This window comes from Neisseria subflava, from assembly GCF_005221305.1.
Taxonomy (GTDB): domain Bacteria; phylum Pseudomonadota; class Gammaproteobacteria; order Burkholderiales; family Neisseriaceae; genus Neisseria; species Neisseria subflava.
This window is the reverse complement of sequence record NZ_CP039887.1, coordinates 2116038-2138462: the sequence shown is the minus strand read 5'-3', so window position 1 is coordinate 2138462 and position 22425 is coordinate 2116038. Positions and strand designations below refer to the sequence as shown.

Here is a 22425-nt window from a genome sequence, read left to right as displayed (position 1 = left end):
AAGAAAGCAAGCAATGAAAAAAACGACCTACACACCTTACAGCGCAGACAACGACGAAATCGACTTCGGCCAACAGCTGCGCGTAATTTGGACAAATAAATACAAAATCCTCGCCGCCCTGCTTGCAGGCGGCATTCTTGGCGCAGCCTTCAGCCTGGCATCCACTCCGCAATACCGTGCCGACGCCATGCTGGAAATTGAAACGCGACAAAACCAAATCCTGACCGAAATCAACAGCATCTTCAACAACCAAACCACGCCGTCTGAAGCAGAAGTCGAGCTGGTTCAATCACGCTTGGTACTGGGTAAAACCGTTGACGACCTTCAGCTTGACCAAGAAGTCAAAGCCAAATATACACCCGTTATCGGCAGCCTGATGCACAACGTCAGCGGCGACCCCGATCCCAAACTGACCGTCGGCAGCTTTACCGTACAAGACGAATGGTTCAACAAAACCTTCACGCTGACCGCCAAGAGCAACAAAGCCTATACCCTTACCCTGCCTGACAAACGCGTTGTAGAAGGCAAGGTCGGCGTACCTCTGAAAATCAACAATCAAACCACCCTCAAAATCGATCAAATCTTAGCCAATCCGGGTCAAGAATTTGCGTTGACCAAGTTCTCGCGCATCAGCGCCATCGAAAACATCCAAAACAAACTGGCGGTCATCAGCAAAGGTAAAACCAGCCCCATCATCAACCTTACCTTTACCGGCACTGACCCTAAACGTACCAGTGTCATCCTCAACAGCATTGCCGACAACTACGTTGCGCAAAACCGCGAACGCGACGTCCAAGTTGCATCCAGCGGTTTGGCCTTCATCAGCGAAGAATTGCCACGCTTGAAAGAAACCTTGCAAGACGCTGAAAACAAACTCAATGCCTACCGCCAACAATCAGGCTCCCTCGACATTCCGCTCGAGTCCAAAGGCGCATTGGAAAGCCTGACCGGCATCGAAACCCAAATCACCCTGCTCAAAACCGAAGAAGCAGGTTTGGCCGAGCTGTACACGCCGGAACACCCTTCCTATAAAGCCGTATTGGACAAACTTGCCGTCCTCGAGCGCGCTAAAAACAAAATCAACCAACAAATCGCCGAGTTGCCGAATACCCAACAAGAAGTTATCCGCCTGACCCGCGACGTAGAAACTAACCAAGCAACCTACGTCCAACTGTTGAGCAAACAACAAGAACTCAACATTATGAAAGCCAGTGCGCAAGGTAATGTCCGCATCGTCGATTATGCCTATGTCCCTGAAAACCCAGTTGCTCCGCGCAAAGCCGTCATCACACTCCTGAGCGCACTTGCCGCAGGCTCATTGACCACTTTGTGGCTGATGATTCGCAACCGTATGAAAAACGGCATTACTTCGTCCGAAGAAATCGAAAACCTCAATTTGGAAGTCGTCGCTCTTGTTCCACACTCCAAAACCCAGCAAAAACGCGACTTCTTCAAAAGCAAATTCAAGAAAACCGGCGGCCGTTCCAACTATCTGCTGGCCAGCGAAGACCGTACCGACACGGCCGTCGAAGCCATCCGCGCCCTGCGCACCAATATCTACTTCTCCATGCTGGACGCGCCTAACAACGTCCTCATGATTACCGGTGCCGCGCCTGAAGCAGGTAAATCCTTTATCTCCGCCAACCTTGCCACCGTAATGGCGCAGTCAGGCAAACGCGTTCTGCTTATCGATACCGATATGCGCAAAGGCTACCTTGACCGACTCTTCGGCCTTACCCCCGAGTTCGGCTTGTCTGACATCCTAAACAGCAAAGCGGCTCCAGCCAAAGCCGTACAAGAGACCGGCATTGAAAACCTCCACCTCATCAGCAGCGGCAACTATCCTAGCAATCCGTCTGAGCTTTTGATGGACAACCGTTTCAACGAGTTGCTTGCCAACGCTAGCCAACGCTACGACTACGTCATCTTGGACACGCCGCCCGTATTGGCCGTTACCGACGCCGTCATCATCGGCCAACATGCAGGCACCGTCCTGATGATCAGCCGTTATGCACACACGCGTGCACGAGAGCTTGAGGCCAGCGTCGAACGCCTCAAACAAAACCACATCAACATCAAAGGTGTCGTTCTCAACGGCATGAAGCGCGAAGCCAACAACAGCTACGACTACTACGCCTACGATGCCTACCATTCCGGTAACAATAAATCATAAACCGAAGCAGGCCGTCTGAACTTTCAGACGGCCTAAGGCTTTTTAAACGGCACAAAATATTTTTCACAAACGCTGCCCTTGCACCCCAAAGCCGTTTGTTTTAAAGTAAACCCCGTTCCCATATGGAAGAGAAACATGAAAATTACCGTCATCGGCGCAGGTTCGTGGGGTACAGCTCTCGCGTTGCACTTTGCGCACCACAACAATGAAGTTGCCCTTTGGACACGCAATCCCGACCAAATCCGCGCCCTGCAAGCAGATCGCGAAAACAAACGCGGCCTGCCCGGCTTCCCTTTCCCTGAGTCCCTGACCGTTCACGCCGATTTGGGCGAAGCGCTGAAAGACAGCCAACTTGCTCTGATCGTTACCTCCGTAGCCGGCCTCAGAAGCAGCGCCGAGCTGCTCAAACAGCATAACGCTGCCGATATTCCCGTTCTCGCCGCCTGCAAAGGTTTTGAACAAGATACCGGCCTTCTGACTTTCCAAGTACTGAAAGAAGTCCTGCCTAACAATAAAAAAATCGGCGTTCTCTCAGGTCCGAGCTTTGCCCAAGAACTTGCAGCCCAACTGCCTTGCGCCGTCGTGCTTGCTTCCGAAAACAAAGACTGGGTGGAGGAAACCACTGCCCAACTAAACACCAACGTGATGCGTCTGTACGGCAGCACCGACGTCATCGGCGTCGCTGTGGGCGGTGCCGTTAAAAACGTCATGGCGATTGCCACCGGCCTTTCAGACGGCCTCGAATATGGCCTCAATGCACGCGCTGCCTTAGTAACACGCGGCCTTGCAGAAATCACCCGCCTTGCCATCGCCATGGGCGCACAACCCAAAACCATGATGGGCTTGGCAGGCATCGGCGACCTTATCCTGACCTGTACCGGCGCACTCTCGCGCAACCGCCGTGTCGGCCTCGGTCTCGCAGAAGGCAAAGAGTTGCATCAAGTGCTTGTCGAAATCGGCCACGTCTCCGAAGGTGTCAGCACCATTGAAGAAGTCTTCAACACCGCCGCCAAATACCAAATCGATATGCCCATCACCCAAACCTTGCTGCAACTCATCCGCAAAGAAATGACCCCGCAGCAAGTCGTTGAACGACTGATGGAACGAAGCGCGCGCTTCGAATAAACGGTCGCGCCGACTGCCGTTCAGACGGCCTAGCGCACAATATGACGGCCATAAGGCCGTCTGAAGGGAAACACATGAACCAATCACTGAACAATCTGGAAATCAACGTTTACCAACTTGTCCAAAAATTTGAAACGCTGGTTTCAGAAAACCGCCGTCTCAACGAAGAAATCGACAGACTCAAACTCGAGCAAGAGCAACAAAAACACCAACACGACGCGGCCATTGACGAACTCAGCGAAGCATTGCTGGTTCAAGTCGGCAAACTCAAAGAAGACCTGCAAAGCAAAATTGACAACCTGACTGCCGAAAAAGAAAACTACCGCAACGCGCTGGCCCAAAGTGTAGACCAAATCCGCAGCCTCATTGCCCGATTGCCCCAAGAAACACAACAATAAAAGGACGCCCCGTGAGTATCGAACAAGTCAATCTCGACATCATGAATGTCAACTTCACCATCAACACGCCGAGTGAAGAAAAAGCCACCCTCCTGCAAGCCGTTGAAATGCTCAACAAAAAAAGCGACGCAATTAAAGAAAGCGGCCGCATCGTCGGCACGGACAAAATCGTCGTCATGGCAGCCCTCAACGTCGTACACGACCTCTTGAAAACCACCTTCAACGACGATTTGGCAATCGGTGAATTTGAGCGTAGAATAACCGACATGAACAACGCGTGCCAAAAAGCACTGGCGCGCTTGGAGCAAAACTGATTTTTCCCCTTTTCCCTGCGGTGTTCGCGAAGGCATATATTCCTTTGAACCAATAAGTTCGCTTTAGGTTGCCGGGAGCTGTAGTGGGCGCGAGTGTCCGTTTATCGGACGCACCCGAAACTACCCGAGGTGACCGCCTTGTCAGCAAGGTTCAAGCGGATTCAGCCTAAACGGCACTCGTGGGGATTCCCTAAAAAAGCCATACCGACAGGTGTGGCTTTTCCCTTTCTAAGTAAAGACTTTCGTAAAGATTTCCGGCCGTCTGAAAAAACCGCATATTCATGCATCAAACACACTCAATTAAGATTGACAAAAGCCAATCTCCTCTTTAAAATCCATAACTTTCTATATATATCTGGATTCCAACCATGAAAACCTTCTCTGCAAAACCCCACGAGGTGAAGCGCGAATGGTTCGTCATTGACGCAGAAGACAAAGTTCTGGGTCGTGTCGCAGCCGAAGTCGCACACCGTCTGCGCGGCAAACACAAACCCGAATACACCCCTCACGTTGATACCGGCGATTACATCATCGTCATCAACGCAGACAAACTGCGCGTGACCGGTGCTAAATTCGAAGACAAAAAATACTTCCGTCACTCTGGTTTCCCAGGCGGCATCTACGAGCGTACTTTCCGCGAAATGCAAGAGCAATTCCCAGGCCGCGCTTTGGAACAAGCCGTAAAAGGCATGTTGCCTAAAGGTCCTCTGGGCTACGCCATGATCAAAAAACTGAAAGTGTACGCCGGCGCCGAACACGGTCACGCTGCACAACAACCTAAAGTTTTGGAACTGAAATAATAAGGACACGACATGAACGGTAAATACTACTACGGCACAGGCCGCCGCAAAAGTTCAGTGGCTCGTGTATTCTTGACTAAAGGTACCGGCCAAATCATCGTAAACGGCCGTCCCGTTGACGAATTCTTCGCACGTGAAACCAGCCGCATGGTTGTACGTCAACCTCTGGTTCTGACTGAAAATGCCGAATCTTTCGACATCAAAGTTAACGTAACCGGTGGTGGCGAAACCGGTCAATCCGGCGCTATCCGTCACGGCATCACCCGCGCCCTGATCGACTTCGACGCAACCCTGAAACCAGCTCTGTCTCAAGCAGGCTTCGTTACTCGCGATGCTCGTGAAGTTGAACGTAAAAAACCTGGTTTGCGCAAAGCACGTCGTGCAAAACAATTCTCCAAACGTTAATACGTTTTCAGAATCGAATCAAAAAGCCTTGCTCTGCAAGGCTTTTTTCATTTATAAAACAATAATCCAATACCCCGCAATATATGATGAAAACCCTGCTCCACTATGCCAAATCATTGCTTCAGGCTGTGATTATCTTCATCTTCTTATCCCTGATTGTCGACTGGGTGCGCAAGCCTGACCAACCCTTGCAGTCGGCAGCACAAACACTGACTTTAACTGATGGGCAAACCACTTCCCTTCAATCCTTCAGTCAAAATCGGGTTGCCATCGTTTATTTTTGGGGCAGCTGGTGTCATATTTGTTCATACACATCGTCCACCATAGAAAAGCTGCACCAAGACAATATCCCAACACTGGGCGTAGCCTTGCGCTCCGGAAGCGATGCGGACATTGCCCGCCATATGCAACAAAACAATCTATCCTTTCCAAACTTCAATGATTCAGACGGCCTGATGGCTCAAAAATGGAATATAGCCGTCACCCCAACCATTATCATATTAAAAGATGGCAAAATGATTCATCACACATCCGGCCTTTCCAGTTCTATCGGCTTAAAAATCAGGGTTTACTTGGCAAATATCTTCAGCTAAATTCTTTGAAAATCCACTAAAAATTGAGAATCTAAAGAATAATTTCACCTGAATATATTCAAACAATTCCATTTCATAAATAAATAAACTATCTCTTTCCCAATAACATATGATTTTGTTGAGATTATAAAGAAAATAGACTAAGATATAACCATAAGAACAATTGGAAACATTATTATCAAAACAAACTGTTAGAGATCTTCATCTAATATTGTGGCAGTGATGCTTTTGTTCCCATAAACCCGGCTGCCGACGGCAGACTTAAAACAGCAATATTCGCCTTTATCAATCTACCTCACGCTTCAACGGTTTGATTTTTGATAACACCGGAGACTTAGTAATGCCCAACCAATCTAAACATGCATCTATCAATATCGGTCTGATTCAGGCGCGGGAAGCATTGATGACCCAATTCCGCCCTATTCTGAACCAAGCCAATATTACCGACCAGCAATGGCGTATCATCCGGCTCTTAGCGGAAAACGGCACACTCGACTTTCAAGATTTGGCCAATCAGGCCTGCATCCTTCGCCCCAGCCTGACCGGCATTCTGACCCGCTTGGAAAAAGCAGGTTTGGCCGTCCGCCTGAAGCCTTCCAACGACCAACGTCGTGTTTACCTGAAACTGACGCCCGAAGGTGAGAAACTCTATGAATCCACCGGCGCATTGGTTGACGAACGCTACGATGCGATTGAAAAAGTTCTATCCAAAGAAAAAATGGCACAACTCAAAGAACTCTTGGCAGAGCTGGCAAAAATCGAACAGGCATTAAAATAAAGAAAGCCGGATGACAGACTCAACACACACACTCAAGAGACCATTTCGAGAGGCCATGGCCTCCTGTGCCGCCGGCGTGCACGTCATCACGACAGACGGCGAAGCGGGACGCTATGGCATTACCATGACTGCCGTAACTGCCGTTACCGACGAGCCGCCGACGGTCATGCTGTGCATCAACCGCCAATCCGCCATCATTCCCATCCTGCAAGGCAATCGTGATTTGTGCATCAACACGCTCAACGACAGCCAGCAGGATATCGCCGAACACTTTGCCGGACTGACCGACCTCTCACCCGAAGAACGCTTCGAATACCATATTTGGCATAGAGGGCAAACCGGGCAGCTCGAAGTCGAAGGCGCGCTGGCGCATCTTCACGGCAGCATTGTCGACCAACGCGAAATCGGCACGCATTGCGTCTTTTTCGTTCAGATCAACGAAATCCGCAATACCGATACACAAGCACCGGCATTGCTGTATTTCCGTAGGCAATTCAAATCTTTGGCATAAATAAAGGTCTCAGGCCGTCTGAAACATCAGTTTCATTTTTCAGACGGCCTGAGACTTTTTCTGTTTCACACATTATAGGCACACCCATGAAAGCAATGATACTGGCCGCCGGTCGCGGCGAACGCATGCGCCCCTTGACCGACCACACGCCCAAACCCTTACTCGAAGTAGCAGGCACGCCGCTTATCGGTTGGCACTTGCGCCGCCTGAAACAGGCCGGATTCACTGAAATCGTCATCAACCATGCCTGGCTTGGCCAGCAAATCGAAGACACCTTGAAAGACGGTTCAGCCTACGGCGTACACATTGCCTATTCTCCCGAGCGCGCCGGAGGCCTGGAAACTGCCGGAGGCATTGCCACCGCCCTGCCGCTTTTGGGCAACGAGCCGTTTTTGGTCGTCAATGGCGACGTGTTGACCGACATTGATTTCCAAGCTGCACGACTGGCTGCCCAGCGCATACAGAAACACAACCTTCTCGCCCATTTGTGGCTGGTGGACAATCCGCCCCATCATCCCGAAGGCGACTTCGGCCTGCTTTCAGACGGCCTGGTATCCGCCTCATCAACAGACGGCCAAGCCCTGACTTTCAGCGGCGTGGGCGTTTATCATCCCGCGCTTTTCAAAGACACCCCGGCACACCAGGCTGCCAAGCTTGCCCCTCTGTTGCGTCAAGCCATGAGCCAAAACCAAATCAGCGGCGAACACCACAACGGCCTTTGGTTGGACGTCGGCACAGTCGAACGCCTGCAAGAAGCCGACCGTATCGCCCAAAGCTGGTAAAACAAAAGGGACGTATCCGATACGCCCCTTTTAATATTCAAGGCCGTCTGAAAACATTGATCAAACCATTTTCAGACGGCCTCAATCCATCAATCAAGCTTTGCCCATTTCTTTTCTTGCTTCATTCCTAACAGGCCATTGGCAATCATCACGCACAATCCCGACCAAATCAGTCCGTAGCCGATCAATGCGCCGCCCTGCACCGGCTCGTCCAGCCATACAATCGACACAATAAAAAGCAATACAGGCTCCAAATAGCTCAACATGCCGAACACTGCCACCAGCAGCAATTGATTCGCCTTCAAATTCAAATGCATGGATATTGCACTATTAAAACCCAGCAACACAATAAAAAAGATTAAAACCGGTTTGGCCGCAATCATCGCCGGCGTATCCGTTGCCAGCACAATATACGCCAACGCAAACGGCGTAATCATCATCAAATCAAAGGTCAGCCCGATTAAGGAAGGCACGCCCAGCTTGCGGCGCAGCAGATAATAAAACGGATAAGTACCGAACACCCATACAGTCGTCCACGAAAACGCGCCCGACCGCACCAATTCACATGCCACGCCTGCACACGCCAAGATTACCGCCACCCTCTGCAACCGGTTCAAACGCTCTTTAAACCAAATCCGTCCGCCCAGCATCATCGCCAAAGGAAACAGGAAATAACCCATGGCAATGTTTACCCCTTCCCCATTGACCGGCCCCCAGACAAACAGCCACAACTGGCTGGCAAATATCGGCGTCGGCAATACAATCAGCAGCCACCGTTTCCAATCCCGGCCGACGCCATAAGCAAAACGCATTGCCGCCTGCCAACCGTTGACCATCGTCATCAGTACGCACAAAGCCGACAGCATGGCGACCATGCGCCAGGCAAACACCTCCGTCCCCGTCATCGGCCTCATCCACATTCCGTACAAAAACAGCATGGAAAACAACAAATTGGATGCTACCGCAGCCAGCAAACCTTTGGATAAATTCGTCATTTCAGACGGCCTTTTGCAATCAATCAAAGTTAATATTGTAGAAAAAACGGATGAAAAAATTACTCATCTTTTTGAATGAAGTTGTACCGCAAACATCTATTTCATTAAAGGCCGTCTGAAAACCCTGTCTTCAGGTTTTCAGACGGCCTTTCATTACATCGAAGCAGTCTAATGCATCAACCCTGCTTCACAATATCCGACAGCGGCCAGCGCGGCTTGACATTGAATGCGCCGACAGCCTGACGCTCGGCAAGACGCATCGCGCCGGCAAAGGCAATCATTGCGCCGTTGTCGGTGCAATATGCCATCGGCGGGAAATAGACGTTGATTTTTTCTTCCTGAGGTTTAGATTTGCCTTTTTCAGACGGCATTTTGACGGTTAAGCGCGAAAATTCATCACGCAGTTTCCAGTTTGCACCCACACCGCCGGCAACCACCAAAGTTCTGAAGCCGGTATCCAACAACGCTTTTTTGGCTTTGGCCGCCAATACGTCAACCACCGCATCTTGGAAGGCGCGGCAAATATCGTTACGCGTCTGTTCGGGAATTTCATCGCTGCCGGTTTCGGCGCGGACTTTTTCGACAGCGGTTAAAACGGCGGTTTTCAAACCGGAAAAGCTCATCTGCAAATCGTGCGAATGGAGCATGGGGCGTGGGAACGTGAAAGTATCAGGTATGCCGAGTTTGGCCAGCTCGGACAATTTGGCACCGCCGGGATAAGGCAAACCCAAAAGCTTGGCCGTTTTATCAAACGCCTCGCCTGCCGCATCGTCTACGCTCTCACCCAACAAAGTGTAATCGCCGATACCGCGTACAGCCATAAATTGCGTATGTCCGCCCGAAACCAGCAAAGCGACAAATGGAAATTCAGGCTTGTCGTCTGCCAACAAAGGCGAGAGCAAATGGCCTTCAAGATGGTGAACGGGGATAACGGGCTTACCGATGGCAAATGCCAAGGCATTGGCGAAGCCTGAACCGGCCAGCAATGCGCCGCCCAAGCCCGGGCCTTGCGTAAAGGCAACCGCGTCAATATCGGCATAGCCTACGCCAGCTTCCTTCAAGCAACCTTGCGTCAACGGCACGACACGGCGGATATGGTCGCGGCTGGCCAATTCGGGGACAACGCCGCCATATTCGGCGTGCATCGCCATTTGTGTGTGCAAATGATGCGCCAACAGGCCGCGCTCGGTATCGTAGAGCGCAACGCCGGTTTCGTCGCAAGATGATTCAATTCCTAATACCAACATGGTTTGAGGCCGTCTGAAAAAATGATTAAAAAAGATTCAGACGGCGTTTTCTCCGAAAACGGAAAAAGGCCGTCTGAAATAAAGTGCGAGATAGGCTGCTTACAAAGTGCCGTAAGAATGCAGACCGCTTAAGAACATATTCACACCGATAAAGGCAAAGGCGGTAATGATCAGGCCGATGACTGCCCACCAAGCCAACACCCTGCCGCGCCAGCCTGCCACCAGTCGCAAATGCAACCAGACAGCGTAATTCAGCCAAACGATAAATGCCCAAGTTTCTTTCGGGTCCCAGCTCCAATAGCGACCCCACGCGTCGGCCGCCCACAATGCGCCGAGAATGGTGGCAATGGTAAAGAACAAGAAACCGACGGCAATCGCTTTGTACATGACTTCTTCAATGACTTGAGATTGCGGCAGCCATGATTTTTTGCCTGCATCTTCTTTTCTGAGTGCCAGCAGTTCGGCAAAACCCAGCATGGCGGCGATACAGAATGCGCCGTAGCCGATAAAGTTGGCCGGAACGTGGATTTTCATCCACCAAGACTGCAAAGCAGGAATTAGCGGCTGAATGGCATGCGCCTCGCGTGAAACGCTGTACCACAAGACAAATCCGACCACAATCGCCATAAAGCTGAAGACGAAGCCGCCCAGTTTTTGTACGGCAAAACGACCTTCGTAATAGAGGTACATCAGCGCCGTAATGACCAAGAACAAGATAAATACTTCGTAAAGGTTGGAAACCGGAATATGGCCGGCATCGGGACGCAGCAGATAGCTTTCATGCCAGCGCACCAGCAAACCGACAAAGCCCGCCACCGCAGAAACCCATGCAAACACGGTACCCATGCCCAAAAGCGTATTGGACGGCACATTTTTGCGTACCGCCGCTATCGCGCCGACGATATAGGCAAACAAGGCGAAGAACACAAACGCGCATTGCCACATAATCGCCGACTGGCTGCTTAACAGGTATTTGAGCAGGAATCCGTCTGCACGTTTGATGTCGCCGCCATACAAATCAACGGCAAAATACGCCAAGCACACGCCTAAAGGGATAAACCAGCGCATCGGTTTGAAAAACCAACCCAGAAAAACGGCAATACCGGCACTCACCCACAAAATTACCATTTCGTAAATGTCCATGTGCAGACCGGCCTGGGTTTGGGCAATAAACGCGCCGACTGCAATCAGCAGCGCGAATGCCCAGTCGAAAAGGTTGAGGTTTCGGATAAATGATTTATGTGTCAGAAGCTCATGCTCGGGCAAGGCCTGATGTTTGTTATTCATGGTTCAAATCCTTGGCAAGCTGCTGCAATTGCCGTGTGTGTTGCGGAAATTCTTTCTGCAAGTCGCGTTCGTTGCGGCTGGAAGACATGGCAAAACGGATACGGCCGTCTGAAAACAGCAGCCAAGCACGTTTTTCACGAATATAGAACATAAACACCGTACCCAACACCAGCAATACCGAACCCAAATACACCAAGAATGCGCCCGGAGAACGGGTCATCTGCAGGCCGGAAGAGCGTACTTCGGTAAAACTTTCCAGTTGCAACAGCATCGGCGCGGGATATTCGGTCAAACCGGTGTAAGCATCCATTGCATGCAGCAGGAAACGGTTGCGTTTTTCATCTTGCGGCCAAGCCGGCAGATTGTATGTGCTGATCGTATCTTCCAAAGCGGCATTCATCACGCCATAGAGCATCTCATAGAAATAGCCCTGCATTTTTTCCTGCTGCTCTTTCGGAAGATTGGTGGTAACAAATTCGTCCAAAGCCAAATAGCCGCCTTTGGCAAAAATAGACAAGGTGTTTTCCGCCGCCGCCATGAATTGCTCACGGATTTCGGCAGGCGCGCCTTTAACGGCATTGGCAACAGTTTTACGGCGTGCCGCATCGTCTTTCAGATATTGGCGTAAAGCCATAAAGGTGTCGATTTGGCCGTTTTTATCCATCGGAATGCGCAACCAGCGGTATTGCTGCGCCAAGCCGCTGCGTGTGCCGGTAATGAAAAAATAGTCTTCATCTTGTTTTACCGGCAACATATAGTTTTTATATTCGACCGCCTGCCCTGCTTTGTCGCGGATACGGTAAACGATAGAAGGGCCGATATTTGTGTATTTTTTGCCTTCTTGACGGACAGAGCGAACATCATTGATGGCGGATTTCAAGTTTTGCTCTTTTTCAGACGGCTCGCTCATGTCTTCGACGTTCATCGAAGTAAACTGGTCAAATTCCAGTTTATAAGAGGTCTTGCCCAAATCCAGCGGAAACTCGCGCATAGACGTTGCTTTGAGTTTAACCGGAGTACGGTCAGCATCGGCCAGATTCCACGCTTTAAACGTCAAGTCCGAGCCGCCATCGGCAAAACTTGCCTGATAAACCGTAATACCGTGCAGCGTCAAAGGATGGTTGACGCGGATAGTGTGTTCGCTGACTTTGCCGGTTGCCTTGTCCGTTATTTCCAAGTCGCTGGCAAAATCACGCGGCATACCGGTATCGTAAAAGTCGATATGGAATTTCTTTAATTTAACCGAAAACGGCAGGTCCTGTACCAGCATGCCGTTATCCGCATTCAGAAACACCACGTCCGCGCTCTGCCCTTCCGCAATATTGACATTGCCCCTAAACGACAGGTTGGATTCTCCCAACACGCTTTCTGGCTTAAAGTCTTTAGCGTAAACCGCCGTATTGTCCGGCACGACTTGGCCGGTGAGCATACCGATTTTCAGCAGGATATTGCTGTCTATCAAACCGCCCAAACAAATCACAATCAGCGCGACATGGGCAAAAATATAGCCCCATTTATTCATCGCGCCTTTTTTCGCCGCCACCAAAACCGAGCCGTCTTCACGCGTAACGGTTTTACAGCCGTAGCCTTGTACTTCCAAATATCGTTGTGCGACTTCGGGCGTTACCTGTCCGTCTAAAACGATGGAATGGCGCATTGCCGCCAGTGATTTCTCCTTCGCGTTTTCACGGAAGGAACGAATCTCGCGCAAAAACGGCGGAACATTGCGAATCAGGCACAATCCGGTGGAAATCACCAAAAACATCATGATGACAACGAACCACGCCGAGGCGTACACGTCGTACAGACCCAAAAAGCCGAAAATCTGCGACCAAAACGGGCCGAATTTCACCAAATAATCAACTTGTGGCTGGTTTTGCTGCAAGACCGTACCGATAATCGAAGCCACGCCCAACAGGCTGAGCAGGGCGACGGCAAAACGCATGGAGCTGAAAAAGGCAAACCATGGTCTGCGGATAAGTGGGACGGATGATGAAGATTTACTCATGTCTCAAATGTCGGCTTGGGGCAACCCGATCGATGGAACGGACTGCAATGACGTTATGATGCGAAAGGAAGAATACTGCATATTGTAGTAAAAATCTTGCTGTCGCTATTTGAAAAAAACAATCAGGCTTATCGGCCTATATTGGCTAAGGCCGTCTGAAGAGTTTTCAGACGGCCTGTATCAATAAGCTCGTTTCAAAACGAAATTAGTGCAAACCTTGGATGAAGTTGGCTACTGCGTTCAACTCTTCTTCGCTCAGGCGGTTGGCAATATCGGCCATGATGGCGTTTTTGCGTTGGCCGGATTGGTAAGCTTTCATTTGCTCGACAACGTAAGCTTTGTGTTGGCCGCCCAGACGAGGATAGGCTTGGATTTCAGTACCGCCGCCAGGGATACCTGCGCCGCTAGGACCGTGGCAAGACATACATGCCGGCAGTTTTTTAGCGCTCAGGCCGCCGCGATAGATTTTCGCGCCCAGCTCTGGGTTTTCTTTAGGATTGGCTTCGCCCGGTTTACCTTGTTGTTTGGCGTAGTAGGCGGCAGCGTCGCGGATGTCTTGTTCGGACAAGTTCATCACCATCGGTTTCATCACACCGGCAGCACCGTGGGTACGGGTACCGTCTTTGATGGCCATGGTTTGGCCGTAGGTGTAGGCCGCGAACTGACCTGCCAGTTTAGGATAAGTTGCGATACCGCTGTTACCATCGGCTGCGTGACACGCCGCACAGATAGTAGTCGCTACCTGTTTGCCTTTTTCAGCATCTGCTTTAGGGGCAGCGGAAACCGCACCGGCAGCCAATACCAAGGCCAATAAAGTCAATCGTTTCATGGAGTGCTCCTGATTACAGCATTGCGTACCGCGTCAATGCCTTTTTTATACTCAAATACCGGGGAATTTTCCCGATTAAAACCGATAATTCTATAAACGTGCTATTCTATACCAAGTTTACATTAAATTACTACTCAAATTACCAAACTGCTGCAACATAAATGCCCGATACAAATTATGATGTTGCAGTTTTGTTTCCATGCAAGGAAATACTGATGAATCTTTTTCAAAACGCCAAATTCTTTACAACGGTCAACCATCTGAAAGACCTGCCCGACACGCCGGCCGAGATTGCCTTTGTCGGCCGAAGCAATGCAGGAAAATCCAGTGCCATCAATACTTTAACCAATCATGTGCGCCTTGCCTACGTTTCCAAAACACCGGGACGCACCCAACACATCAATTTCTTTGAACTGGAAAACGGCAATTTCATGGTCGATTTGCCCGGCTACGGCTACGCGCAAGTACCGGAGGCCATCCGTACGCACTGGGTCAAACTCTTGGGCGACTACCTGCAACAACGCCGCCAACTGATCGGCCTGATTTTGATTATGGACTCGCGCCATCCGCTCAAAGCTTTAGACATTCAAATGCTGGACTTTTTCCACATCACCGGCCGCCCCGTGCATATCCTGCTATCAAAAGCAGACAAGCTGTCTAAAAACGACCAGATTAAAACTTTGGCGGCGGTTAAAAAATCACTCAAACCCTACACCGAACGCCAAAAAATCAGCGTTCAACTGTTCTCCAGCCTGAAAAAGCAAGGTATGGACGAAGTCAATCAAGTGGTCGGCTCATGGTTTGACGCGCATCGCGAAGAAATCGAAAATCATTCAGGCGAAGCATCGCCTGAATGATTGTAAAACAAGGCGGAATAAGATAAGTTGACCAACCGCAAATCTTATTCCGTCATTTGGTTTCTCAACATCGCGTTTACCATTTAATTCGGGGCATGTCTCACACATGCCCTTTTTTTCATCACGCTTTTTTTGTTTTCACACGCAAACCACAATCTCCGCCAAATATACCATCACAATATATCAGCAAGACCGTCTGAAAGCGCGGCTTCTATCTCCATTATTATTAAAATGTTAATTTTAATATTGCCACCAATTGCACATCTTAGCGTTTTGCTCATATTCAGCTAATTGTTGAGGCATAGAATGCATTCATCGTTCAACAACACAGTAGGAAAGAAAATCATGAAACGCATTAACGCTTTTATTTCAAAAAACTCATCATCGCCGGTATTATTGCTTCAAGTTTGGGCGTTGCCGGTGCGGCAGGTACCATGGCTTTCAAAGAAGGTATGTTTGCAAAGGTTTCCGGCCAGCAAGCAGCCGCAGCAGCGGTAGCAGAAGTGGGCGGCGTCGTTAAAGATGTCGATTACAAATACAAACAACATTTGGGCGGCCGTTACAAAGTAGAAATCTTGAAAGACGGCGTTGAATACGAAGCTTTGGTTGATGCTCAAAACGGCAAAGTATTGGCAGTAGCACAAGATGACGATCAAGACAAACGACACTTTGGTAAACATGATAAGCATCATAAACATGACAATGCCGAGCCCTCTTCATCGCAAAATACAGATTATCAGGCTCCTGCAGATGCTGCACCTGGCACACCTGAAAATGCAACCGCTTCCGAGGTAACACAATCTTAATTTAAACTTTAAAAAAGCCAATGCCGTCTGAAACTTTCAGACGGCATTGGCTTTATAATGCAGCATTATTTAAAACACGATTTACATCAAGCCAATCGTTTTCAGACGGCCTTTGTCTCATCTTCGCCGCCTACCCAACCTGCTTCTTTCAATTTCCGCCGTTGTGCATCATAGCGGGCTTTTTCCGCCCAATACATTGTCTGAATACAGGCATCGCCGCATTCGCTGCCACAACATTCCCACGATTCGGGACGGACAGGTTCGTCTAAAAGCGACTCGCCCAAGATGGCTTCGGCTTTATTCTTCAGGGTCGTATCCATCGGCAATTTCCAAGCGTGCGCCGTCAAATTCAATCACTTCGCCGCCGCGTATTTTGGCGGTCTTACGGGTTTCGGTTTCGCCGTTGCGCAATACCAGCCCTTCGACGATAAACGCTTTTGCCTGTCCCCCGCTTTCGGCAAGGCCGGCCAGTTTCAACAGGTCGCATAAAGCGATGTATTCGTTGTCTTCAAGATAGACGGTTGCTTCCATCATTCAATCCTTTTCAATAATGGCGATATTTTAACATGGCCGTCTGAAAGAAAGCCCCCTTCTGTTTGATTTGCTTTATCCAAACCCATTACATTTGGTTTTCAGACGGCCTTTAGCTGCCAACCCTGCTACAATACGCCTTTTATTGTTCACGCCGATTTTGCCATGACCGAGCCGACCTACATCCCCCTGCGCCTGCATACCGAATTCTCGATTACCGACGGTATGGTGCGGATTAAAAAACTGATTGCCAAAGCGCAGGAATACGGTTTGCCTGCTTTGGGCATCAGCGATTTGATGAACGAATTCGGTTTGGTGAAATTCTATAAAGCCTGCCGCGGTGCAGGAATTAAGCCCATCGGCGCGGCGGACGTGTGGATAGGCAATCCGAATGCGCCCGACAAGCCGTTTCGTGCCATGCTGATTATCCGCAACGACGCGGGCTATCTGCGCTTGAGCGAGCTTTTGACGGAGGCCTATGTCGGCAAAGACCGCAATATCCATCATGCGGAACTCAATCCCGAATGGCTGGAAAACGGCGACAACAGCGGCTTGATTTGTTTGAGTGGCGCGCATTACGGCGAAGTAGGCGTGAATCTGTTGAACGGCAATGAAGACGCGGCGCGTGCAGCGGCGTTGAAATATGCGGCGTGGTTTCCCGATGCGTTTTATTTAGAGCTGCAACGCCTGCCCGAACGCCCAGAATGGGAGGCTTGCGTTTCTGGCAGCGTGAAGCTGGCGGAGGAATTGGGCTTACCGGTAGTGGCAACGCATCCAACACAGTTTATGAGCAGCGATGATTTCAACGCGCACGAGGCGCGTGTGTGCATCGCTGGCGGCTGGGTGCTGACGGACAAAAAACGTCCGCGCGATTTCACGCCGAGCCAATTTTTCATTCCGCCGGAAACCATGGCAGAACGTTTCGCCGATTTGCCCGAAGCCTTGGAAAACACGGTAGAAATCGCCAAACGCTGTAATCTGCACATCACATTGGGCAAAAACTTCCTGCCGCTCTTCCCTACTCCAGACGGCCTATCGCTGGATGATTATTTGGTGAAACTCTCCAACGAGGGCTTGCAGGAACGCATGGTTCAGCTTTATCCCGACGAGGCGGAACGTGCGGCAAAAATGCCGGAATATCAGGAACGTTTGGATTTTGAGTTAAACATCATCATCCAGATGAAATTCCCCGGCTATTTCCTTATCGTACAAGACTTTATCAACTGGGCGAAAACACATGGCTGTCCGGTAGGGCCGGGACGCGGTTCGGGTGCAGGTTCGCTGGTGGCGTATTCATTGAAGATTACCGACCTTGATCCGCTCAAATACGCGTTGCTGTTTGAACGTTTCTTGAACCCTGAACGCGTCTCCATGCCCGACTTCGACGTGGACTTCTGTCAGGCAAACCGCGGGCGCGTGATTGAATATGTGCGCGAAAAATACGGCGCGGAGGCGGTAAGCCAGATTGTTACTTTCGGCACGATGTCGTCCAAAGCGGTGATTCGCGACGTGGGGCGCGTGCTGGAGCTGCCGTTTACCCTGTGCGACAAACTGTCTAAGCTTATTCCGCTGGAAGCCAACAAACCTCTGGGTTTGGACGACGCGATGAAGGCGGAGCCGCAAATTCAGGAATTGATCGAAGCGGAAGAAGCGGACGAACTGATTACGCTGGCGAAAAAGCTGGAAGACCTGACGCGCGGTCTGGGTATGCACGCAGGCGGCGTGTTGATTGCGCCGGGCAAGATTTCCGATTACAGCCCCGTGTATCAGGCGGACGAGTCCGCCTCGCCCGTATCCATGTACGACAAAGGCGACGTAGAAGACGTGGGTTTGGTGAAGTTCGACTTTTTGGGTCTGCGCAACCTGACCATTATCGAAATGGCGCAGAACAACATCAAAAACACCACCGGCGATATTGTCGATGTCGGCACAATCCCGCTCGACGACCAAGCCGCCTACAAAATCTTCCGCGATGCGAACACCACCGCCGTATTCCAGTTCGAGTCGACCGGCATGAAAAAAATGCTGAAAACGGCGCACACCACCAAGTTTGAAGAACTCATCGCCTTCGTATCGCTCTACCGACCCGGCCCGATGGACAATATTCCCGACTTCGTCGCGCGTATGAAGGGTCAGGAATTCCAATACATCCACCCGCTGCTCGAAGGCATCCTCGCGCCGACCTACGGCATTATGGTGTATCAGGAACAAGTGATGCAGGCGGCGCAGATTATCGGCGGCTACTCGCTCGGCGGCGCGGACTTGCTGCGCCGCGCCATGGGTAAGAAAAAGCCCGAAGAAATGGTGAAACACCGTGAAATCTTCGCCGAAGGCGCGGCAAAGCAAGGCATTTCGCGCGAAAAATCCGACGAAATCTTCAACTACATGGAAAAATTCGCCGGCTACGGTTTCAACAAATCCCACGCCGCCGCCTACGCCCTGATTTCCTACCAGACCGCATGGCTCAAAGCCCATTACCCCGCCGAATTTATGGCGGCAACCATGTCGTCTGAATTGGACAACACCGACCAGCTCAAGCATTTCTACGACGACTGCCGCGCCAACGGCATCGAGTTCCTACCGCCCGACATCAACGAATCCGACTACCGCTTCACGCCGTATCCGAACATGAAAATCCGCTACGCACTCGGCGCGATTAAAGGCACGGGCGAAGCCGCCGTCGAATCCATCATCGCCGCGCGGCAAAGCGGCGGCAAGTTTACCGGCCTCTTGGACTTCTGCGAGCGCGTTGGCAAAGAACACATGAACCGCCGCACCCTCGAAGCCCTGATACGCGGCGGCGCGTTCGACAGCATCGAACCCAACCGCGCCATGCTCTTGGCGAACATCGACCTCGCCATGAACAACGCCGACCAAAAAGCCGCCAACGCCAATCAGGGCGGGCTTTTCGACATGATGGAAGACGCCATCGAGCCGGTGCAGCTCGTCGATGCGCCCATGTGGAGCGAATCGGAAAAACTCGCCGAAGAAAAAACCGTCATCGGCTTCTACCTCTCCGGCCACCCGTTCGGCCCGTATGCCCAAGAAGTCCGCCAAATCGCCCCGACCAAATTAGGTCGTCTGAAACCGCAAGACAGCGTGCGCCTCGCCGGATTCGTTACCGCCGTGCGCACCATGATGGGCAAACGCGGCAAAATCGCCTTCGTCAGCCTTGAAGATTTGAGCGGACTGGTGGAAATCATGGTCAGCGGCCACACGCTGGAAAACTGCGCCGACTACCTCAAATCCGACCAAGTGCTGATTATCGAATCCAAAGTTAGCCGCGACGACTACGGCGGCGGCGACGGGTTGCGCATCATGGCCAACCAAGTCATGACCCTGCAAATGGCGCGCGAACGCTACGCCCGCAGTCTCAGCCTCGCCCTCGCACCCGGCCACGACATCGCACGCCTCGCCGCCATCCTCACCGCACACCGCCTGCCCGACACGTCGCACATCCCGCTGCAACTGTCGTACAGCAACGGCAAAGCATCGGGCAAATTGAAAATTGCGCCAAAATGGATGGTAACGCCAAGCACCGCCTTGTTTGACGAACTGGAAACATTGCTCGGCAGTAGGGCTGTTCGTGTAAATTGGTAAAATTAAAGGCCGTCTGAAACTACACGTTCAGACGGCCTTTAATTTAAAAAGCGCTTTAAAAACATAAATCAATATTCGGCTTTCAGACGACCTTATTGTATAGAGCGGTTATCTGAAAAGTTTATTGCATAAAGCCTTTGACCAATAAGGAAAGATAGCCCACAACAAAGGGGAGCGACAATGCCGAAACAATGTCAAGCACCCAGTAAATACATTGGTTTAATACAGTTTTTGAGGCGGTAAGCCGCAGCAGTTTTAAATATAGGGCAAACCAAACAAAGGGAGTGAAAATACCCCCCCCTTTTTCTATAGAAGCCCCATATTAAAGGCCGTCTGAAAAACAGTTTTATTTAACGATTTCAACAGGACCGTGGTCGTCGCAATGGTCGCCGTGTTGGTGGTGCAGACGGCCGTTGACGATGTAGTCAACATGATCGCCGTGCGGTACGGCTTCGTGGCCGCAACCTTCGCCGTGAACGTGGCCGTGGTAGCTGTCAACCGGATGGCAGCCGTCAGGGTTGGTTTCATTGACGCTCAGTGCATGCTCGTCGTAGTGACCGTTGTGCTCATGGTGCAGGTGGCCGTCGTGCAGATAATCAACGTGGCCTTCGTGTTTGATGGCAGTGTGGCCGCAGTTTGCGCCGTGGACGTGGTCATGATGTTCGTGGGTTTTGCAGGTCATTTTTTCTCTCCTAATGTTCAGTGAATAGCAATCTTTCTCGATTGATTTTTTTATCTTATCTTTTTTTGATATAAACGTAAAAAATTTTACAGTTATTAATATATTGTTACGATATATCATCTGTTGATATATCAGCCTATTTTATTTTTTCAGACGGCCTTTCATTTATAATTCATTTATTTTCAGCGAGAACTTCAAACCCTTCCGACCATTCAAAATATCGAATTTTTCAGCCGTAACGGGTAACATGGAAACAAAGGGATGGGTTCTTCAAACAAACAGGTACTGCAATGGGAAAACAAGCCAGACTTTATATGGTTCGCAGCACTCAAGGTGTGCTTTATGACGTATTTTTCGAGCGCGGCGTGGTGGCATTGGCTTGGCCCATGCTGGCAGAAGCGGCGGCAAAAGGTTTTGGCCGTGAGGAGCTGACGGATATTTACCGTTCGGCCGTGCCGGATGTGAAGTTGAGAACGGCGCAATCGGGCGCGGCTCAAATGTGGCGGTTTGTCAACGAATTGGCTGATGGAGATGCCGTACTGACCTACTCGCCTGCTTTGCGCCGTTATCGGGTCGGCAAGATTACGGGCGGAGCGGTGCATTGTCCGCAATGGGACGATGAAAAAATGTCGCTGGTACGGCCGGTTGAGTGGCTGGGCGAAGTATGCCGTGATGATTTGAGCGTGACAGCACAACGAGCTTTGGGCAGCGTGGCAACTTTGTTTGCGGTATCGGAAGCGTGTGCGGCAGAAATTTTTGAACGCGTGGGTTTTCAGACGGCCTAAAAAGGGAAAGGAAACAGTATTATGTGGAACACCATACAGGAATGGCTGAACGCTTTGCCTGTCAGTGAAGAGATCATCAAATCGGTTTTAATGTCAGTAGTGATGATTGTGGCCGTTATTACCGGGCGCAGCATCTTACTTTCGGCACATTTTCGCAGCCATCCGGATTTGAGTATCGAAAACAAACGCCGTTCGCTGGTGGTCAGCCGCAACATCACCATGCTGCTGCTCTTGTTCGGGCTGGCGATGATTTGGGCGGCGCAGATTCAAACGTTGGCGTTGTCGATGTTTGCGGTAGCCGCAGCGATTGTGGTAGCGACCAAAGAATTGATTATGTGTTTGTCCGGCAGCATCCTGCGCTCAGTGACTAAACAATATTCCATCGGCGACTACATCGAAATCAACGGCCTGCGCGGACGGGTGGTCGATATCAATATGCTGAACACGCTGATGATGCAAATAGGCCCAAATCCGTTGATTGGCCAGCTTTCCGGCAAAACGCTCTCGTTTCCCAACAGCCTGCTTCTGAGCCACACCGTGCGCCGCGACAATATTTTGGGTGATTATGTGATTCATACGGTGGAAATCCCCGTACCGATTCATTTGGATTCGGACGAAATCATAGGCCGTCTGAAAGATGTTCTTGAGCCCTTGTGCGAGCCTTATGTCCCTGCCATCAAGCAGCATTTGGAAAACGTGCAAACCCAAAAATTGTTTATCACGCCCGCCGCCCAGCCGCGTGTATCCCGCGTGCCACATGACGATAAGGTGTACAACATCATCGTGCGCTTTGCCTCGCCCGTGGCCAAACGCTTGGAAATCCAACAGGCGATTTTGGACGAATTCTTACGCACGCAATGCCGATTAATCAATAAATTAAAATAGCCCAGTTTATGTATACTATCAAATCTCTTACAAT

23 protein-coding genes and 1 other RNA gene are annotated in these 22425 nt (G+C 50.6%); 16 read left to right on the top strand and 8 right to left on the bottom strand.

From position 1 onward, the window contains the following. The first annotated feature begins 13 nt into the window (after nt 1-13). The 11 genes from FAH66_RS10475 to murU all read left to right on the top strand — a co-directional run bounded on the left by FAH66_RS10475 (nt 14) and on the right by murU (nt 7879). Nucleotides 14-2173: a polysaccharide biosynthesis tyrosine autokinase gene (locus tag FAH66_RS10475; protein WP_137041539.1), complete on the top strand. Its 2160-nt coding sequence runs from the start codon at nt 14-16 to the stop codon at nt 2171-2173. A gap of 135 nt (nt 2174-2308) precedes the next feature. After that, nucleotides 2309-3298 (top strand): NAD(P)H-dependent glycerol-3-phosphate dehydrogenase, encoded by a 990-nt coding sequence (locus FAH66_RS10470; RefSeq protein WP_137041538.1) that lies wholly within the window; start codon nt 2309-2311, stop codon nt 3296-3298. Nucleotides 3299-3372: 74 nt separating this feature from the next. After that, a complete protein-coding gene (locus tag FAH66_RS10465; RefSeq protein WP_208648074.1) occupies nt 3373-3696 on the top strand; it encodes a hypothetical protein in 324 nt (107 codons plus the stop codon). Between the two features lie 11 nt (nt 3697-3707). After that, on the top strand, nt 3708-4010 hold the full coding sequence (locus FAH66_RS10460) for a cell division protein ZapA (RefSeq protein WP_137041536.1): 303 nt from the start codon (nt 3708-3710) through the stop codon (nt 4008-4010). Nucleotides 4011-4019: 9 nt separating this feature from the next. After that, a non-coding RNA gene (gene ssrS / locus FAH66_RS10455) (6S RNA) lies at nt 4020-4200 on the top strand. Nucleotides 4201-4378: 178 nt separating this feature from the next. Further along, nucleotides 4379-4810, top strand: a complete 432-nt coding sequence (gene rplM / locus FAH66_RS10450; RefSeq protein WP_003684605.1) for a 50S ribosomal protein L13 — start codon at nt 4379-4381, stop codon at nt 4808-4810. Nucleotides 4811-4822: 12 nt separating this feature from the next. Then, complete coding sequence (rpsI, locus tag FAH66_RS10445) at nt 4823-5215, top strand: 30S ribosomal protein S9 (protein ID WP_137041535.1); 393 nt, start codon at nt 4823-4825, stop codon at nt 5213-5215. A gap of 83 nt (nt 5216-5298) precedes the next feature. Further along, nucleotides 5299-5808 carry a protein disulfide oxidoreductase gene (locus tag FAH66_RS10440; protein ID WP_208648073.1) on the top strand — a complete coding sequence of 170 codons (510 nt, stop codon included), beginning with the start codon at nt 5299-5301 and terminating at the stop codon, nt 5806-5808. A 340-nt stretch (nt 5809-6148) separates the two neighbouring features. Next, nucleotides 6149-6586 (top strand): homoprotocatechuate degradation operon regulator HpaR, encoded by a 438-nt coding sequence (gene hpaR / locus FAH66_RS10435; RefSeq protein WP_003681518.1) that lies wholly within the window; start codon nt 6149-6151, stop codon nt 6584-6586. A 10-nt stretch (nt 6587-6596) separates the two neighbouring features. Then, nucleotides 6597-7097 carry a 4-hydroxyphenylacetate 3-monooxygenase, reductase component gene (gene hpaC, locus FAH66_RS10430; protein WP_137041534.1) on the top strand — a complete coding sequence of 167 codons (501 nt, stop codon included), beginning with the start codon at nt 6597-6599 and terminating at the stop codon, nt 7095-7097. Between the two features lie 86 nt (nt 7098-7183). Beyond that, nucleotides 7184-7879 (top strand): N-acetylmuramate alpha-1-phosphate uridylyltransferase MurU, encoded by a 696-nt coding sequence (gene murU, locus FAH66_RS10425; protein ID WP_137041533.1) that lies wholly within the window; start codon nt 7184-7186, stop codon nt 7877-7879. 89 nt (nt 7880-7968) lie between these two features. On the opposite strand, the gene rarD is transcribed toward murU, so the two are convergent. The 5 genes from rarD to FAH66_RS10400 form a co-directional block, all read right to left on the bottom strand. Beyond that, a complete protein-coding gene (rarD, locus tag FAH66_RS10420; protein ID WP_137041532.1) occupies nt 7969-8874 on the bottom strand; it encodes an EamA family transporter RarD in 906 nt (301 codons plus the stop codon). Between the two features lie 176 nt (nt 8875-9050). Next, the gene (tsaD, locus tag FAH66_RS10415) at nt 9051-10121 is read right to left on the bottom strand and encodes a tRNA (adenosine(37)-N6)-threonylcarbamoyltransferase complex transferase subunit TsaD (RefSeq protein WP_137041531.1); all 1071 of its coding nucleotides are present in this window, start codon (nt 10119-10121) and stop codon (nt 9051-9053) included. Nucleotides 10122-10220: 99 nt separating this feature from the next. After that, nucleotides 10221-11408, bottom strand: a complete 1188-nt coding sequence (gene ccsB / locus FAH66_RS10410) for a c-type cytochrome biogenesis protein CcsB (RefSeq protein ID WP_137041530.1) — start codon at nt 11406-11408, stop codon at nt 10221-10223. Continuing rightward, nucleotides 11401-13353: a cytochrome c biogenesis protein ResB gene (locus tag FAH66_RS10405; RefSeq protein ID WP_167480348.1), complete on the bottom strand. Its 1953-nt coding sequence runs from the start codon at nt 13351-13353 to the stop codon at nt 11401-11403. Before FAH66_RS10405 ends, ccsB begins: the two co-directional genes overlap by 8 nt. A 268-nt stretch (nt 13354-13621) precedes the next feature. After that, complete coding sequence (locus tag FAH66_RS10400) at nt 13622-14245, bottom strand: c-type cytochrome (RefSeq protein ID WP_049322625.1); 624 nt, start codon at nt 14243-14245, stop codon at nt 13622-13624. 215 nt (nt 14246-14460) lie between these two features. Here FAH66_RS10400 and yihA point away from each other — a divergent pair, with 215 nt between their 5' ends. Both yihA and FAH66_RS10390 read left to right on the top strand, forming a co-directional pair. Further along, nucleotides 14461-15102, top strand: coding sequence for a ribosome biogenesis GTP-binding protein YihA/YsxC (yihA, locus tag FAH66_RS10395; RefSeq protein ID WP_137041528.1), 642 nt, complete (start codon nt 14461-14463; stop codon nt 15100-15102). 434 nt (nt 15103-15536) lie between these two features. Continuing rightward, on the top strand, nt 15537-15908 hold the full coding sequence (locus FAH66_RS10390) for a PepSY domain-containing protein (protein ID WP_137041527.1): 372 nt from the start codon (nt 15537-15539) through the stop codon (nt 15906-15908). Between the two features lie 101 nt (nt 15909-16009). Here the strand turns inward: FAH66_RS10390 and FAH66_RS10385 are convergent, their stop codons facing one another. Together FAH66_RS10385 and FAH66_RS10380 are read right to left on the bottom strand one after the other, a co-directional pair. Continuing rightward, nucleotides 16010-16228 (bottom strand): hypothetical protein, encoded by a 219-nt coding sequence (locus FAH66_RS10385; protein WP_137041526.1) that lies wholly within the window; start codon nt 16226-16228, stop codon nt 16010-16012. Further along, nucleotides 16206-16439 carry an RNA-binding S4 domain-containing protein gene (locus tag FAH66_RS10380; protein WP_137041632.1) on the bottom strand — a complete coding sequence of 78 codons (234 nt, stop codon included), beginning with the start codon at nt 16437-16439 and terminating at the stop codon, nt 16206-16208. Before FAH66_RS10380 ends, FAH66_RS10385 begins: the two co-directional genes overlap by 23 nt. A gap of 165 nt (nt 16440-16604) precedes the next feature. Here FAH66_RS10380 and dnaE point away from each other — a divergent pair, with 165 nt between their 5' ends. Then, a complete protein-coding gene (dnaE, locus tag FAH66_RS10375; RefSeq protein ID WP_137041525.1) occupies nt 16605-20039 on the top strand; it encodes a DNA polymerase III subunit alpha in 3435 nt (1144 codons plus the stop codon). A 346-nt stretch (nt 20040-20385) separates the two neighbouring features. On the opposite strand, the gene FAH66_RS10370 is transcribed toward dnaE, so the two are convergent. After that, nucleotides 20386-20721 carry a hypothetical protein gene (locus tag FAH66_RS10370; protein ID WP_137041524.1) on the bottom strand — a complete coding sequence of 112 codons (336 nt, stop codon included), beginning with the start codon at nt 20719-20721 and terminating at the stop codon, nt 20386-20388. Between the two features lie 290 nt (nt 20722-21011). On the opposite strand from FAH66_RS10370, the gene FAH66_RS10365 reads away from it, so the two are divergent. Both FAH66_RS10365 and FAH66_RS10360 read left to right on the top strand, forming a co-directional pair. After that, nucleotides 21012-21506, top strand: a complete 495-nt coding sequence (locus FAH66_RS10365) for a restriction endonuclease (protein ID WP_137041523.1) — start codon at nt 21012-21014, stop codon at nt 21504-21506. 21 nt (nt 21507-21527) lie between these two features. Beyond that, complete coding sequence (locus FAH66_RS10360) at nt 21528-22391, top strand: mechanosensitive ion channel family protein (protein WP_137041522.1); 864 nt, start codon at nt 21528-21530, stop codon at nt 22389-22391. The last annotated feature ends 34 nt before the right edge of the window (nt 22392-22425 follow it).

What these genes read in the sequence shown, in the direction of transcription:
- FAH66_RS10475 (WP_137041539.1), top strand. Translation starts at nt 14, where the DNA reads ATGAAAAAAACGACCTACACACCTTACAGCGCAGACAACGACGAAATC.
- FAH66_RS10470 (WP_137041538.1), top strand. Translation starts at nt 2,309, where the DNA reads ATGAAAATTACCGTCATCGGCGCAGGTTCGTGGGGTACAGCTCTCGCG.
- FAH66_RS10465 (WP_208648074.1), top strand. Translation starts at nt 3,373, where the DNA reads ATGAACCAATCACTGAACAATCTGGAAATCAACGTTTACCAACTTGTC.
- rplM (WP_003684605.1), top strand. Translation starts at nt 4,379, where the DNA reads ATGAAAACCTTCTCTGCAAAACCCCACGAGGTGAAGCGCGAATGGTTC.
- rpsI (WP_137041535.1), top strand. Translation starts at nt 4,823, where the DNA reads ATGAACGGTAAATACTACTACGGCACAGGCCGCCGCAAAAGTTCAGTG.
- FAH66_RS10440 (WP_208648073.1), top strand. Translation starts at nt 5,299, where the DNA reads ATGATGAAAACCCTGCTCCACTATGCCAAATCATTGCTTCAGGCTGTG.
- hpaR (WP_003681518.1), top strand. Translation starts at nt 6,149, where the DNA reads ATGCCCAACCAATCTAAACATGCATCTATCAATATCGGTCTGATTCAG.
- hpaC (WP_137041534.1), top strand. Translation starts at nt 6,597, where the DNA reads ATGACAGACTCAACACACACACTCAAGAGACCATTTCGAGAGGCCATG.
- murU (WP_137041533.1), top strand. Translation starts at nt 7,184, where the DNA reads ATGAAAGCAATGATACTGGCCGCCGGTCGCGGCGAACGCATGCGCCCC.
- rarD (WP_137041532.1), bottom strand. Translation starts at nt 8,874, where the DNA reads ATGACGAATTTATCCAAAGGTTTGCTGGCTGCGGTAGCATCCAATTTG.
- tsaD (WP_137041531.1), bottom strand. Translation starts at nt 10,121, where the DNA reads ATGTTGGTATTAGGAATTGAATCATCTTGCGACGAAACCGGCGTTGCG.
- ccsB (WP_137041530.1), bottom strand. Translation starts at nt 11,408, where the DNA reads ATGAATAACAAACATCAGGCCTTGCCCGAGCATGAGCTTCTGACACAT.
- FAH66_RS10405 (WP_167480348.1), bottom strand. Translation starts at nt 13,353, where the DNA reads ATGCGTTTTGCCGTCGCCCTGCTCAGCCTGTTGGGCGTGGCTTCGATT.
- FAH66_RS10400 (WP_049322625.1), bottom strand. Translation starts at nt 14,245, where the DNA reads ATGAAACGATTGACTTTATTGGCCTTGGTATTGGCTGCCGGTGCGGTT.
- yihA (WP_137041528.1), top strand. Translation starts at nt 14,461, where the DNA reads ATGAATCTTTTTCAAAACGCCAAATTCTTTACAACGGTCAACCATCTG.
- FAH66_RS10390 (WP_137041527.1), top strand. Translation starts at nt 15,537, where the DNA reads ATGGCTTTCAAAGAAGGTATGTTTGCAAAGGTTTCCGGCCAGCAAGCA.
- FAH66_RS10385 (WP_137041526.1), bottom strand. Translation starts at nt 16,228, where the DNA reads ATGGATACGACCCTGAAGAATAAAGCCGAAGCCATCTTGGGCGAGTCG.
- FAH66_RS10380 (WP_137041632.1), bottom strand. Translation starts at nt 16,439, where the DNA reads ATGGAAGCAACCGTCTATCTTGAAGACAACGAATACATCGCTTTATGC.
- dnaE (WP_137041525.1), top strand. Translation starts at nt 16,605, where the DNA reads ATGACCGAGCCGACCTACATCCCCCTGCGCCTGCATACCGAATTCTCG.
- FAH66_RS10370 (WP_137041524.1), bottom strand. Translation starts at nt 20,721, where the DNA reads ATGACCTGCAAAACCCACGAACATCATGACCACGTCCACGGCGCAAAC.
- FAH66_RS10365 (WP_137041523.1), top strand. Translation starts at nt 21,012, where the DNA reads ATGGGAAAACAAGCCAGACTTTATATGGTTCGCAGCACTCAAGGTGTG.
- FAH66_RS10360 (WP_137041522.1), top strand. Translation starts at nt 21,528, where the DNA reads ATGTGGAACACCATACAGGAATGGCTGAACGCTTTGCCTGTCAGTGAA.